The sequence below is a fragment of the Streptococcus mitis genome (assembly GCF_005844455.1).
GTDB lineage: Bacteria > Bacillota > Bacilli > Lactobacillales > Streptococcaceae > Streptococcus > Streptococcus mitis_BF.
In genome coordinates this window covers 1-14,813 of the sequence record NZ_SPGF01000052.1, presented here as the reverse complement: position 1 = coordinate 14,813, position 14,813 = coordinate 1, and the positions used below count along the sequence as shown (strand labels likewise).

At 41.5% G+C, this 14,813-nt stretch carries 11 protein-coding genes and 1 pseudogene; 2 read left to right on the top strand and 10 right to left on the bottom strand.

Annotated elements, in window-relative coordinates:
- On the top strand, nt 1–363 hold a 363-nt coding region (locus FGQ53_RS09240; protein ID WP_138338108.1), incomplete at its 5' end, for a transposase.
- A gap of 218 nt (nt 364–581) precedes the next feature.
- Here the strand turns inward: FGQ53_RS09240 and FGQ53_RS09235 are convergent.
- The 6 genes from FGQ53_RS09235 to FGQ53_RS09210 are packed head-to-tail and all read right to left on the bottom strand — an operon-like array spanning nt 582 to nt 6,638.
- Nucleotides 582–1,685, bottom strand: coding sequence for a prephenate dehydrogenase (locus tag FGQ53_RS09235; protein WP_138338106.1), 1,104 nt, complete (start codon nt 1,683–1,685; stop codon nt 582–584).
- A gap of 9 nt (nt 1,686–1,694) precedes the next feature.
- Nucleotides 1,695–2,861, bottom strand: coding sequence for a chorismate synthase (gene aroC, locus FGQ53_RS09230; protein ID WP_138338103.1), 1,167 nt, complete (start codon nt 2,859–2,861; stop codon nt 1,695–1,697).
- 9 nt (nt 2,862–2,870) lie between these two features.
- Nucleotides 2,871–3,938 (bottom strand): 3-dehydroquinate synthase, encoded by a 1,068-nt coding sequence (aroB, locus tag FGQ53_RS09225; protein ID WP_138338100.1) that lies wholly within the window; start codon nt 3,936–3,938, stop codon nt 2,871–2,873.
- An 18-nt stretch (nt 3,939–3,956) separates the two neighbouring features.
- The gene (locus FGQ53_RS09220; protein ID WP_138338097.1) at nt 3,957–4,811 is read right to left on the bottom strand and encodes a shikimate dehydrogenase; all 855 of its coding nucleotides are present in this window, start codon (nt 4,809–4,811) and stop codon (nt 3,957–3,959) included.
- A complete protein-coding gene (gene aroD / locus FGQ53_RS09215; protein WP_138338093.1) occupies nt 4,801–5,478 on the bottom strand; it encodes a type I 3-dehydroquinate dehydratase in 678 nt (225 codons plus the stop codon). The genes FGQ53_RS09220 and aroD overlap by 11 nt, the downstream gene beginning before the upstream one ends.
- Nucleotides 5,475–6,638: a class I SAM-dependent rRNA methyltransferase gene (locus FGQ53_RS09210; RefSeq protein ID WP_171019130.1), complete on the bottom strand. Its 1,164-nt coding sequence runs from the start codon at nt 6,636–6,638 to the stop codon at nt 5,475–5,477. Before FGQ53_RS09210 ends, aroD begins: the two co-directional genes overlap by 4 nt.
- A 116-nt stretch (nt 6,639–6,754) precedes the next feature.
- On the opposite strand from FGQ53_RS09210, the gene FGQ53_RS09205 reads away from it, so the two are divergent.
- Nucleotides 6,755–8,905 carry an LTA synthase family protein gene (locus FGQ53_RS09205; RefSeq protein WP_138338087.1) on the top strand — a complete coding sequence of 717 codons (2,151 nt, stop codon included), beginning with the start codon at nt 6,755–6,757 and terminating at the stop codon, nt 8,903–8,905.
- Between the two features lie 650 nt (nt 8,906–9,555).
- Here the strand turns inward: FGQ53_RS09205 and FGQ53_RS09195 are convergent.
- From FGQ53_RS09195 to FGQ53_RS09180, 4 genes and pseudogenes are all read right to left on the bottom strand, one after another.
- Nucleotides 9,556–9,645 (bottom strand): annotated as a pseudogene (locus tag FGQ53_RS09195) (IS200/IS605 family transposase); the annotation flags it as partial.
- A 185-nt stretch (nt 9,646–9,830) separates the two neighbouring features.
- Complete coding sequence (locus FGQ53_RS09190) at nt 9,831–11,174, bottom strand: DEAD/DEAH box helicase (RefSeq protein ID WP_138338082.1); 1,344 nt, start codon at nt 11,172–11,174, stop codon at nt 9,831–9,833.
- A 139-nt stretch (nt 11,175–11,313) separates the two neighbouring features.
- Nucleotides 11,314–12,129, bottom strand: coding sequence for an endonuclease/exonuclease/phosphatase family protein (locus FGQ53_RS09185; RefSeq protein ID WP_138338080.1), 816 nt, complete (start codon nt 12,127–12,129; stop codon nt 11,314–11,316).
- A gap of 51 nt (nt 12,130–12,180) precedes the next feature.
- Complete coding sequence (locus FGQ53_RS09180) at nt 12,181–14,361, bottom strand: PTS transporter subunit IIBC (protein WP_138338077.1); 2,181 nt, start codon at nt 14,359–14,361, stop codon at nt 12,181–12,183.
- Nucleotides 14,362–14,813: the final 452 nt, after the last annotated feature.

The following is a 14,813-nucleotide window of genomic DNA, read 5'->3' as shown; positions in this document are numbered from 1 at the left end:
CAAGGGAGAATTGTTTCTTTGGATATCGCTGTGAACTATTGCCACGATATGAAATTGTTCAAAATGAGTCGCAGAAATATCGGACAAGCTGGTAAAATCTTGGCAGACAGTGGTTATCAAGGACTCATGAAGATGTATTCACAAGCGCAAACTCCGAGGAAATCAAGCAAACTTAAGCCACTAACTCTTGAAGATAAAGCCTATAACCATGCGCTATCTAAAGAGAGAATCAAGGTTGAGAATATTTTTGCCAAAGTAAAAACGTTTAAAATATTTTCAACAACCTATCGAAATCGACGCAAACGGTTTGGATTACGAATGAATTTGATTGCTGGAATTATCAACCGTGAACTAGGATTTTAGTTTCGCAGGAAGTCTATTAATAATTCTATCGTCTACATACTTTGAATTAGTTTTCTCTGAACTTGTTTCTTTCTTGGATGGTTCATTTTTTGTCTCGACACTTGCTTCTGAATTAGTTTTCACATCTTTTTTAACAGCACAAGCACTAAGTAGGATAAAAGAAATAAAGATAATACCAAATATTGATTTATTTATTTATTTTTGACATGATTTTCTCCTTATTTGACAACGACTGTGTAGTCGGTGTTTGCTGTTATTAGGTGATTGGCTCGTTCTAAGTCTTGAGCATTTTTAAATGAGATTTGTAGAATCCCGTGAATATCCTCACGGTTTTCTTCGTTGATGTGGATGTTGACCAAGGAAGTTCCTCGTAGCAATTCCAAAATACGCAAGATGACATCTTCTTCATCGGGAACGTCGACATAGAGGTCGTAAGAGCTATCCACACCACCACGCTTATGGATTTCCATAGCCTGCCGTTGCGCACGTGCTTGGTTGAAAAAGTTCCAAATCTGCTCCTCATCTCCCTTGCTGATGGCTTGTCCAACCTCATCTAAGCGCTCCTTGAAGTCCTCAATTCGATCCAGAATGGTTTCACGATTAGATAAGAGAATGGAGGTCCACATACCCGGATCGCTTTCCGCAATTCGGGTCATATCTCGAAAACCACCGGCCGCAAAGCGCCTTGCCATCTCATGTTCTTGAGCATAGACCGCGGTCTGCTCCATGAGACTGGAGGCCAGAATATGAGGAAAATGGCTAATCTGAGAAGTCACCCGATCGTGCTCCTTGGCATCAATCTCGATAAAGCGAGCGTGAAGACCTGAAAGCAAATCCTTCATTTCCTCAAGTGTGTCAGGACTTGTCAGGCTCGAAGGTGTGAAGATATAGTAGGCATTTTCAAAGAGATTAACATCCGCAGAAGCAGCCCCTGTCTTGTGGCTACCAGCCATGGGATGGGCCCCGACAAAACGAACAGGCTTGCCAGCAAAATACTGCTCCGCCGCATCTACGATGGATGACTTGGTTGAGCCCGCATCCGAGATAATCACTCCTTCTTTCAAGTCCAAGTCGGCCAACTCCTGAATAAAAGCAATGTTCTGTTTGATTGGCAAGCTGAGAATGATGATATCTGCCAAAGGAGCAAAACTGGCAAAATCATCTGTTGCACGGTCAATCATGCCTTCTTTCAAAGCAATATCTCTCGAAGCTTGACTGCGATTATAACCTAAAATTTCATAATCTGGATGATCACGTTTGATACCAAGTGCCATAGAGGCACCAATCAAACCAAGACCTGCGATATAGATTGTTTTTGCCATAGGAACTCCTTAATAGTTCTTTGTATAGTCTCGGTGTTTAGCAACTGCTTCTTTTAGTTCCTCAAGATTATCTGATGAGAATTTTTCAAGGATTTCTTGTGCTAGAACCGTTGCCACAACAGCTTCCATAACCACACCGGCAGCTGGAAGAGCGGTCGGATCACTTCTCTCCACGGTTGCCTTGTAGGGTTCGTGAGTCTCGATATCTACACTCATGAGTGGTTTATAAAGAGTAGGAATGGGCTTCATAACTCCACGAACAACGATGGGTTGCCCATTAGTCATACCACCTTCAAAGCCACCCAGATTGTTAGTACGGCGAGTATAACCGTCTTCTTTAGACCAGAGAATTTCATCCATGACCTGGCTACCTTTACGGTAACCAGCTTCAAATCCAAGACCAAATTCCACTCCTTTAAAGGCATTGATAGAGACAACTGCTTGGGCCAATCGCGCATCCAATTTTCTGTCCCATTGAACATAAGAACCGAGGCCAACTGGTACCCCTCCGACGACTATCTCCACAACTCCCCCGATGGTATCACCGTCACGTTTGATTTGGTCAATATAATCCTTGATTTCCTGTTCTCGTTCTTGGTTGACAATAGAAACTTCAGAATGGGCAGCTCGTTGCTTTATTTCAGCTACTGTCAGATTCTCAGGTACATCGATTTCCTTGCCACCAAAGACCACGACATGGTTGGCAATCTCCATATCCAGTTCAGCCAAGAGGCGTTTGGCTACAGCCCCGACTGCTACTCTCATGGTTGTTTCACGAGCTGATGAACGCTCCAAAGAATTTCGCAAATCATCAAAACGGTACTTGATGCCCCCAACCAAATCGGCATGTCCTGGACGAGGATGGGTAATTTTTCGTTTGCTTTTAAGGCGGTCTTCAATGTCCTCCGCAGACATGATATCCAGCCATTTCTGGTGGTCCTTATTGATGACATCCATGGTAATAGGAGCCCCTGTCGTTTTCCCGTGACGAACGCCCGAAGTAAAGACAACCTGGTCACTCTCAATCTTCATACGACCACCACGACCGTAGCCACCCTGACGGCGTTTAAGGTCGTCATTGATATCCTCAGCTGTCAAAGGAAGTCCAGCTGGAATTCCTTCAATAATAGCCGTTAGACGAGGACCGTGTGATTCTCCTGCAGTTAAATATCTCATACGTTCTCCTTATTTTACCAAGTAGTCTTTCATCTCTTCCAGAGAAACTGGGTGAATGGTCGCTGAACCAAGCTCTGGCACCAAGACCAATTTCAAGGTGTTGCCACGTGCTTTCTTGTCATGAGTCAAAGCTTGATAAAGCTTACCAACATCCCAGCTTTCATAATCAACAGGAAGTCCAAATTTCTGACACATCTCTGTGATAGATTGGGTAATACCAGCTGGCATAAGGCCTTTTTCCTCAGCAACCTTGGAAATCTGCACCATGCCCATAGCCACAGCCTCTCCATGCATGACCTTGCCATAACCAGCCGTCGCTTCAATAGCATGACCAATTGTATGGCCAAAATTGAGGTAAAGGCGAACATCATTATCCAACTCATCCTCAACTACCATCTTGCGCTTAACCTGACAAGAATGTTCAATCAAAGTCTCTGCATACCCCAAAATGCTCTCTACAGAACCATCCAGTTCCGTCAATAGAGTCCATAGTTCTGGATCCTCAATCAAGCCATACTTGATGACCTCACCCATCCCTTCAATCAACTCTCTTTTTCCAAGCGTTTCAAGGACAAGCGGATCAATCAGAACCCCATCTGGTTGGGCAAAGGTACCCACCATATTCTTAGCAAATGGAGTGTTAACACCTGTCTTTCCACCGATAGAAGAATCCACTTGAGCTGTCAAGCTGGTCGGAATCTGAACAAAGTGAATGCCCCGCATATAGGTAGAGGCTACAAAGCCAGCCAGGTCTCCAACGACACCACCACCAAGAGCCACAATTCCATCGCTACGAGTCAGCCCCTGCTTAACTAGGAATTCATAGACTTTCTGAACAGTGGTTAAATTTTTTCTTTCTTCGCCTTCTAAAAAGTCAAATACCGCCACCTGAAAACCAGCATCTTCTAGGCTGAGCTTGACCTTTTCTGCATAAAGAGAAGCTACATGGTTATCTGTTACAATGACCACTTTTTGCGGTTGCCAGAGTTCTCGCAACCATTGACCAGCCTGGGCCAGACAACCTTTTTCAATCTGAATATCATAAGGATGATGAGGAATATCGATTCTGATTTTCATAGGAGAATCTCCCTTTCTTTATTGGTATTTTTCGGTTAAAGACTGCCAAATTTCTTCTGTTGGCATTTCCTTGCCTGTCCACAGTTGAAAAGCTTCTGCAGCCTGATAGAGCAACATTCCCAGGCCATTGACCGCTGGATTGCCCTGACTCCTAGCCCATTTCAAAAACGGTGTTTCAAAGGGTTGGTAAATGATATCTGCTACCAAGATATTTTCTGGCAAATTGATGCTTTCCGGAACTGGAGAGGATTGACTATCCATCCCAACACTAGTGGCATTGACCAGTAAATCCGACTCGGCAATCCTTTCCTGCAAGACAGGAACATCTTCTAAAGCATACAAGTCCACTTTAAAGCCTGTCTGCTCCTGTAACTTGTCTAGATAAGGTCTTGTTTTTTCCATAGAAACTGAACGGATAAAGACCGAAATCTGACTGACGCCGTCCAAAATAGCCTGGGCCAAAATGGACTTGGCCGCACCACCTGCACCCAGCAAGGTCATCTTCTTACCTGTAATTGTAAAAGAAGGCAAGCTCTTAAAAAATCCCTTGCCATCTGTATTATATCCAATTAAAGTTCCATTATCATTGACAACCGTATTGACCGCACCGATCAAGCGCGCTTCGTCACTCAGCTCATCCAAATAGGGAATCACTTGCTCCTTATAGGGCATGGACAGATTGATTCCAAACATCTGGTAGCGACGAATATTAGCCACTGTTTCGGCCAAGTCACTCGCTTCAATCTCCCAAGCCACATAAGCACCATTGGTAGCTGTTGCCTCAAAGGCCCTATTGTGGATAAAGGGCGAAATAGAATGCTTAATAGGATTGGCAACAACTGCAGCTAAACGTGTATAGCCATCAAGCTTCATCCAAAATCTCCCTGATTTTTTTCATGCTAGCTAGAGAAATCTGACCAGGGGCACTAGCCTCATCTAGACTAGCAAAGGACCAGCTAGAACCCGTCACATCCGCAGTGATACGAGAGACTTTACCCACCTTGCCCATAGAAATAGTCACATATTCCTGCTCAGGATTGAGGGTTTTAAAGCCTCGTGTATAGTTCATCAAGTCTAAGACATCCTGCTCCGTGTGAGCCATAGCCGCAACCTTAACAAGTTTTGGATTTAGGCTCGTCAACTCTGACAAGATTTCCATCATATTTTCAGGCGTTTCTTGGAAATTGTGGTAACTCAAAACGAGATTTGGGAAGTCCAACATTTCCTCAAAAACATCCTTGTAGCTGTAGTACTCAAAATCAATATAGTCTGGTTGATAGAGTTGCGCCACTTCCTTGATTAGATGGATGTATTCGTCTGGAGAAAGGTCAATTTCTCCCCCTTCAGCGCGAGTTCGCAGAGTGAAAACCAACTCACGACCTGCGAATTTTTCAAAAATAGCTGGAGCCACCTGCAAAATCGCTTCTTTAGGCAGATAGTCGGCACGCCATTCAATGATATCAGCATCCTGATACCTCGTGGCATCCAGAGCCTGGGCCTCCTCTAAACTTCTTGGCATTACTGAAACGATTAATTTCATTTACTAACCTTCATACTAATCACCTTGAGGTAATTACTACTTTCATCTTTTTTATTATAGGCGAAATCTGCTGGAAGACCGTATTTGTTTAAAATCTGGTAACTTCTTCCTGCGAAGCCTTTATCAATTTGTTCTGTAAATTTCTGGTGGGAAACATTGGCAGCATTGGTACTGGCAATGATAATCCCTCCCGGATTTAAAATCTCCAGACTCTGGGAAATCAACTTGTGATAATCCTTGACCACAGAGAATGTTTGTTTTTTGTTCCGAGCAAAGCTAGGCGGATCTAGAACAATCACATCGTAGGTCAGGCCTTTTCGCTTGGCATATTTGAAATAGTCAAAGACATCCATAACTATAAAACGGTGGTCGTCTATGCTGAGCCCATTTGCCTGAAAATGCGCTTGAGACAATTCTCGTGAACGCTTGGCTAGGTCAACCGAAGTTGTCTGGCTTGCTCCTCCCATGGCCGCAGCTACTGAAAAGGCTGCTGTATAAGAAAACATATTGAGCAAAGATTTGCCCATAGCCAATCCATCAACCAGACTACCACGAACCTCATGCTGGTCTAGAAAAATCCCTGTCATCAAGCCATCATTCATAAAGACTTGATACAGAACACCATTTTCCAGAACAGTGAAAAAGTCAGGTGCTTGTTGACCATAAACGTGTGCAGATTCATAGTCTAGACCCTTAAAGCGAATCTTCTCATAGGCCCCTAAAACCTCAGGAAAAATCTGTCTAAAGGCTTCTGAAATGGTCTGACGAATCTGATAAACATAAGAGTTATACCAAGAAAAGACAGCATAGTCGCCATAAAGGTCCACTGTCAGACCGCCAAAGCCATCTCCCTCTTGGTTGAAGAGACGAAAGGCAGTTGTCAAATCATCTTGATAGTAGGCGCTTCTCTTTTCTTTAGCTTGTCTAAACAGCGTTTCAAAGAAAGCTTGATTAAAGATCACCTTGTCTTTACTAACAAACCAGCCCAAGCCCTTGTTTTGCTGCGAAAGATAGGCAGTCCCAAGAAAGGTTCCTTCCTGACTCTGCACTTCTACTTCCTGATCCTTAAGATTGACATTCTCAAGATCACTGGTTTCTAGTAAAACTAGCCCCTTAGCGAGCTTCTTTTCAACCCTTTTGCTAACTCTTATTCTATTCATAACTACCATTATATCAAACTTTTAGCCAATTCTCAAAAAAGAAACTACCCTTGCTTTTTTACTCTTCTTTTAAAAAATGGTATACTAATACTAATTAAAAATTAGGAAGTAAATGTGTGAAAAGCAATTTTAACAAAATCCAAAAAGCCATCGGTACCAGACTGGGTTTTGTCCTAGCCCTTTTAATCCTATATTGGCTCAAAACCTTATTAGCCTATACCGTTGACTTTAATTTAGATATTCAAGTGGGCAAATTACAGGGAAATTACCTTGCCTTTATCGCTTTCTTCAATCCCCTTCCCTTGGGGTTACTCCTGCTGGCTCTAGCCCTCTACGCTCGGTCAACCAAGATTTTTTATAGTCTTAGTATTGCTATTTACAGCCTTTTGTTTATTTGGCTTTATTCCAATGTCTTTTACTATCGAGAATTTAGCGACTTTATCACGGCTAATACCATGAAGGTGGTCAGCAAGGTATCTGTTGGTACTGCGGAACTAGAGTTACTGCGTCCTTGGGATTTCATCTATTTTATGGATTTCCCACTGCTGGCTTTCCTTTTCTTTAAAAAATTCATCCATTTAGATAGGAGACCTTTCAAATTCCGCTCGAGTGTTGCTATCACTGCTCTCTCAGCCCTGCTCTTTTCTGCTAATCTTTTCTTGGCTGAAATTGAACGTCCCGATCTCCTGTCACGAGGATTTTCGAATTATTATGTTGTTCGTGCCCTCAGTTTGCCAGCCTTTCTAGGTTATAGTGCCAATCAATCCTACAGCGCCAACAAGGAACGTGCTAAGGCCTCTGAGACTGACCTTCAACCTATTACAGATTATATTCAAGAGCATTCGGCTAGGCCCAATCCAGACTATTTTGGCTTGGCTAAAGGGAAAAATGTGATTTATCTCCACTTGGAGAGTTTCCAACAGTTCCTGCTTGACTATAAACTCAACTTAGAGGGAACTGAGCATGAAGTCACTCCCTTTCTCAATTCCCTCTACCATTCGAAATCAACCCTAGCCTTTTCGAATATCTTTAACCAAGTCAAGGCTGGTAAGACCTCAGATGCGGAAACCATGCTGGAAACAGGTTTGTTTGGGCTTGACCAAGGTTCCTTTATGGTCAACTACGGAGGTACCAATACCCAGCAGGCAGCGCCTTTTATCCTATCAAAAAACGGCTACCAATCAAGTGCTGTCTTTCACGGTAATATCGGGACCTTCTGGAATCGAAATACGACCTACAAACAATGGGGCTATCAGTACTTCTTTGATGCATCCTATTTTACCAAGCAGGACAGTAGCAATTCTTTCCAATATGGTTTGAATGATAAAATCATGATGAAAGATTCTATCCAGTATCTGGAGCACTTGCAGCAGCCTTTTTACGCTAAGTATATCACGGTGTCCAATCACTATCCTTATGCTAGCAATCTGACGGGCGATGAGCTTGGTTTCCCCTTGGCCAAGACCAAAGATGAAACTATCAACGGCTACTTTCAAACAGCCAACTATCTGGACAGTGCCATCAAGGCTTTCTTTGACTATCTCAAAGAAAGTGGCCTCTATGAAAATTCCATCATCGTCATTTACGGAGACCATTATGGCATTTCCAACTCTCGCAATCCTGATCTGGCATCATTGATTGGAAAGACCTCTGAGAACTGGTCTAATTACGATAATGCTATGTTGCAACGAGTGCCTTTTATGGTGGTCATGCCTGGTTATGAAAAAGGACAAATTATCAATACCTACGGCGGGCAAATCGATATCTTACCGACTCTCGAACACCTCCTTGGTATTGAGTCCAATTCCTTCCTTCAAGTCGGACAAGACCTCCTATCACCAGACCACCAAGAAACCGTTGCCTTTCGCACAGCCAATTCCTTCGTCACACCTAAATATACCAGTTATGATGGACGAACCTACTATACTGAAAGCGGTCTTGAAATCAGTAATCTTGACGAACAAGCTCAGACTGAACTAGAAATCGTTCGTCAAGCAGCCAGTCAACAGCTGAAAATCAGCGATCAGATTCAAACTGGTGATTTGATACGTTTCTACCAAGCAGATCATCTTGGAAAAGTTGATACAGAAAGTATTTCTTACCTCAATTCTTTACCAATTCTGCAAAAGATTGAGCAGGAAAAAGGTAGTCAATCAACGAGCCTCTTTAGCCAACGACAAGGTAAAACCAGTACTGACCTTTTCAAGGCACCAAGTTACCAAGAACTCCACCCAGAGTCGGCTGAAACCGAATCAAAATCACAATAAAAAATGCTCTTCCGTCTTGGAGGAGCATTTCTTTTTATCAATGAAAATCAAAGAGCAAACTAGGAAGCTAGCCACAGGCTGTACTTGAGTACGGCAAGGCAAAACTGACGTGGTTTGAAGAGATTTTCGAAGAGTATTAACTTTGAGATTGTAGCTAGAGAGGCTGTATCAGTAATATGTGTCTGTCAAATTTAGTGACGAATGAATATAGTAGAAGAAATATGAGGATATAAATCAGCTTCAGTAGATATCCAGAAAGTTTGATTTTATAGAGAAGCCTTTTGTTACAAATTCAATATACTATCAATAAATAATATTATAGAAGCAACAATTATTATAATTTCACCTATTTGAATAATTCTATTTCGAACTTTAAATATATGTTCTATCAAAAATACTTGGATCACACACATTATAGGAATTAACGTTTTTGAAATTGAAAAATATCCCAATAAATAAACTATAAACAACAATAATAGAACTATATTATATTTCTTATTCATGACATTCCCCTCTTTATTTTTTGATTATCAATCTTAATCATTTACAACTACATTATAACAAACTACGAAATCCTTGTTAACAAATATTGCCATTTTTTAAAATTTTTTGTGATTCGAATGTGATAAACTACTTCGATATTGATTTTAGATGACTTTTCGTCTATACTTAGGGGTGAACACAAAGTGATACTTACAGTGCTACTTTGTGTGCGATAAACTATGAGCCTTTTGTGCCATATTTTTCTCCTTTCGCTTTACAATTGGCTTGAACACCTTTATTGTATCGCGTTTGGAGTTTTTTTGGTATAACCTTCGACGCACACCCGCATAGCGGGTGTTTTTTTGTCTCGCACCTAACGGAGCGAGACGGACTGAAAGTCACATAATTAAAAAAGTTGGAGCTCAATACTCCAACAATTGCCTTAAAATGTTTGGCGTTTTGCTTTACGCTCTGCACGGCCACGAGCGCGATTTTCAGCACGCTTGGTTTTGCGGCGTTTTTCATCAACCGCCCATTTAATTTTCTTCTTATAACCTGGTTTGACTTTTTTCTTTTTCTTTTTAACCAAGCCAATCATTTCAATATCAAGCTTGTCCTGCTTCTTTTCACGATTGGCACGACGATCACGGTCATAGGTATCTTGAAACTCTCCGTCTTTGACCATCTTAGGAGTAAACTTGATTCCTAATTTCTCCAACTCACGGATATCCGAGTCATCACTAGGCTGGTAAAGGGTAATAGCCGTACCAGGCAGTCCGTTGCGCCCAGTTCGTCCAACTCGGTGAACAAAGAAGGACAAGTCTTGCGGAATGGCATCATTGATAACATGGCTGACACCTTCAATGTCAATTCCACGCGCTGCCAAGTCCGTTGCGACAATGTACTCAAAATCCAGATTTTTCACCTGATTCATGATCCGCTTGCGTTCACGAGGGGCAATATCTCCATGAATCTTTGCTACCTTCAATCCTTGAGCAGTCAAGTAGGCATGTAACTCATCAGCACGCGTTTTTGTGTTAACAAAGATCATTGCCAAATACGGTTGCATCAACTGAGTCAATTGATAAATTTGAGCGTTCTTGTCACGTCCTTTAGTAGAAATCAACCAATTATCAATGGTATCAGAAATGACCGTTTTTGTCTTGATTTTTTCCATGACAGGATTTGACAAGTATTTTTTCAAGAACGGTTGCAATTTTTGTGGAATTGTCGCTGAAAAGACCATGAATTGCAAGTCTTTTGGAAGGCTCCCTGCAATCTTATCGACTGTCTCTAAGAATCCCATATCCAAGGTCATATCGGCTTCATCGACGACAAAGGTCTTAGCCTTGTGAATGACCAAATCACCAGATTTGACCAAGTCATAGATACGACCTGGAGTCCCGATGACAATATGAGGCTGATTGCTTGCCAATTTCTCAATCTGGCGAGCCTTATCCGTACCACCCACATAATTAACCACACGAACTTCCACTTCTGAGTGGACAGCAATCTGACGGGCTGCTTGGTAAATTTGAGTAGCCAACTCACGACTCGGTGCAGTAATCACTGCTTGCACACTATCGCTAGCTTCATTTAATTGCTGGAAAATCGGTAACAAGAAAGTGTGAGTCTTACCTGAACCTGTTTTTGATTCTCCAACCAAATCTCGGCCTGCTAAGACAATGGGAATCAACTTATCTTGTACCTCTGTTGGAGTTGTAAATTTCAACTCCTGCAAGGCTTCTCTAATATAGTTTTTAAATTGAAATTTCGTAAATGACATAATATCCTCGATTCTATCTATCCTATCAATTATACCACATTTTATTCCATTTCAGTAGTCTCACTTATTTAGGCTATTTCCTGTAGCTTTTCTAGTCAGAAAAAGGATGGAACTCATGATTCCAACCTCTTTTCAGTTATTATTTCCAATTTAAAAGAGCATTCAAGCCATAGTGATCACTCACTTGTGGACTCTTGTTACCATCAAATACGACATGTAAATTTTCTACCGCTAACTCTTTGGTAGTAAAGACATAATCGATTCGAAGGGGTTCAGTGTTCCCTTTCCAGCCATCAATTTCTGGTGGAACGGTATAGCTACCGCTTTTCTCTTGAGCAACTTCAAAAGCGTCTTGTAATCCTAATGAACTAGCTAAAATAGCTTGGTAACCCTCCTGACCAGCTGGATTGTTGAAATCTCCAGCTAGTAAAAGTGGCTTATTCAATTCTTTCAATACAGCTTCAAATCGTGCCCATTCTTCTTGAAAACCTTTATCCCACCAAGAAAGGTGGACACTGGCAACTGCAAGATCCTTTCCATCGACTACAGTTTCAGCCAGGGCGACACGGCGAGTATGATAATCTGTTGGATCATCCACATCTGAAACCAAAATTTCTCTAGCTTCAATCGGTGTTTTAGACAAGATAGCCACACCTTCATGGTATCGGTCATAACCGATATGGTTATAAGCCCAGGTCCAGTAGTAATTTTTCCCTTGCTCTGACAACTTTTCAACCAAGAGTCTAACATAATGGTCTTGGTGAATAGGCTCTGCTGCTGGCAATGCTTGATAAAAGTCATTAACCTCCACCTCTTGCGAAGTGATCTCCTGATTTATTTCTTGGAAACAAATCAAATCATAGTCCTTTTCAAGAATATCTTTAAGCAAGAGCTGGAATTTTTCCTCAGCTTCTTTTTCCATCCAGCTATGAGTATTGAGTGTTAAAAATTTCATGCTTTTCTCCTAAAACAAGAGGTTGGAAAACAGCTTCCAACCTCAAGTATATTACAATTCTACTTTAGCAACTGCTGTTTTAGCTGCAAGAGAACCTGTTTGTTCTAATTTAACTGATTTAATTGCATCACCATTTGTGAAGACAACGACTGTTGAAGTTTCACGACCTGCTGCACGGATAGCATCCAAGTCAGCTGTAACAAGAAGATCACCTGCTGCAACTTTTTGTCCTTCCGCAACATGAACTGTAAATGGTTTTCCTTCAAGACTTACTGTGTCCAAGCCAATGTGAACAAGTACTTCAAGACCTGCTTCAGTCACAAGACCAAGAGCATGTTTTGTAGGGAAGATGCTTGATACAGTACCTGAAACTGGAGATACAATGTTTCCATTTGCAGGTTCTACAGCAAATCCATCACCCATCATTTTTTGAGCAAATACTGGATCTTTTACTTGTTCCAAAGCAACAACTTGACCATCTGCTACTGAGTAAACTTCCTCAGTAAGACCTTTGAAGTGAACAGTGTTTTGTTGTGCTTCTGTCATTTTACTTGGAAGAGTTTCAGGAATGATTTCACCTGAATCAAGGATATCTTGGATATCAGATTTCAATACGTCAGCTTTTGGTCCGTAGATAGCTTGAACTCCTTCTCCTTTCATGACAAGACCCATAGCTCCTTCTGCTTTCCATTGCTCTGCATTTCCTACTTTATCTGCATCTTTAACAGTTACACGAAGACGAGTCATACATGCGTCAACATCAACGATGTTTGCACGTCCACCAAGAAGGTTAATAATGTTTACAGCTTGAGAACCTGCTGCAACTTTCACTTCACTGCTAGCTTCTTCTGAACCTTCAGCAGTTTCGTAGTTTCCGTTACGCCCTGGAGTTGCGTAGTTGAATTTTTGAATCATGAAGTTTGCAATAAAGTACATGATTACGGCAAAGAGAACAGTTACCCAAACGAAGTTAACGATATCCATACCGATACCAGCACTGATTGCAATAGGTGTACGAGTCAAGAATTCGATTGAACCGAACGAGTGCATACGTAGGTTTACAACGTCAGCCATAGCGAAGGCAGCACCTTGAACAAGTGAGTAAACAAGATACATAGGTGTTGCGATGAACATGAACATGTATTCGATTGGTTCAGTAACCCCTGTCAAGAATGTTGCAAGAGCTGTCGCAATCATCATACCTTTGTATTTGTGTTTTTTGTCAGCATCAACATTACGGTAGATAGCCACAATCACACCCATCAAGATACCGAATGAACCGATCATTTGTCCAACTTTGAAACGAGCTGGATGTACTGTATCTAACAAGTGTTGGTATTGAGTTGCATCAGTACCTTTAAGGTTTACAAGGTCTGTTACCCATGCAAGCCATAGTGGGTCTTGACCAAATACTTGAGTACCTTTAGCTGCACCAGTTAAAATGTCATAAGTACCACCAAGAGCTGTGTAGTTCACTGGGATAGTCAACATATGGTGAAGACCAAATGGCAAGAGCAAACGTTCCAAAGTACCATACAAGAATGGTGCAAGGATTGGTGCAGTTTCTTGTGAGTTGGCAATCCAGATACCAAAGCTATTGATACCTGTTTGAACTACTGGCCAGAAGGCAGCAAGTAGAATTGCAGCGATTGCTGAACGAAGAATAACTACAAATGGTACGAAACGTTTCCCGTTGAAGAATGAAAGTGCATCAGGAAGTTTACGGAAGTTGTAGTATTTGTTGTAAGCAGTTGCCCCTACAAAACCTGAGATAATCCCTACGAATACACCCATGTTCAAGGCTGGAGCTTCAAGAACACTGATAAAGTAATCAGCAACTTTGATTGAACCACCAAAGAGAGTAGTTACCATAGCATCTGGATTTTTCAACATATCTCCTGATACACCAAAGATTGTACCAGTGATACGGTTAATCAAGATGAAGGCAAGACCAGCGGCGAAAGCACCACCAGCACGTTCTTTAGCCCAGCTTCCTCCAATGGCTAGGGCAAACAAAATGTGAAGGTTACCGATAACCCCCCAACCGATTTGCTCAAGAATTCCACCTGTGATCACAAGTGGTGCAAAGGTTGGGTTAATCATCACGATAGACTTACCGATTGAAATCATCAAACCAGCAGCCGGCATAACCGCGATAACCACCATCAAAGCCTTACCGAATTTTTGCCAAAATTCGAAAGACAAGACATTTTTGAATGTATCTTTCATCATTCAAATCTCCTTTATTTTTATTTAGGCAAATGTTTTACGAAAACGTTTGCACCTTCTATGATTTAATTATACCACTTTATTTTTTTTTGTAAAGCCTTTTACAAAAAAATACACTTTTTTCTAAAATTTTTGTAGCAAATGAAAGTTCTATAATGAAGTTAGCCACCCAGCCCTCCTAAAAATTAGATGGTTCAACTGGCTTATAGCTAGTACTCGATTTCATTTGATAAGAGGCTTGATGCTGTTAGGCTGGTGAGCCAAGGCTAAGACTAGCCTTGGTTTAGCTAACGAAACAGCTTCAAGGGTTCCTCTTGCCAAATGAAAGCTAATTCTAGGCATAAGAAGAGGCTGGGCAAAAACCCACTTCTAACTATCAAAAAAACGAGCATTTCCGTAGTTAGAGATGCTCGTTTTCTTATGTCATGGTTTATAATTAAAATAAGAACAAAACA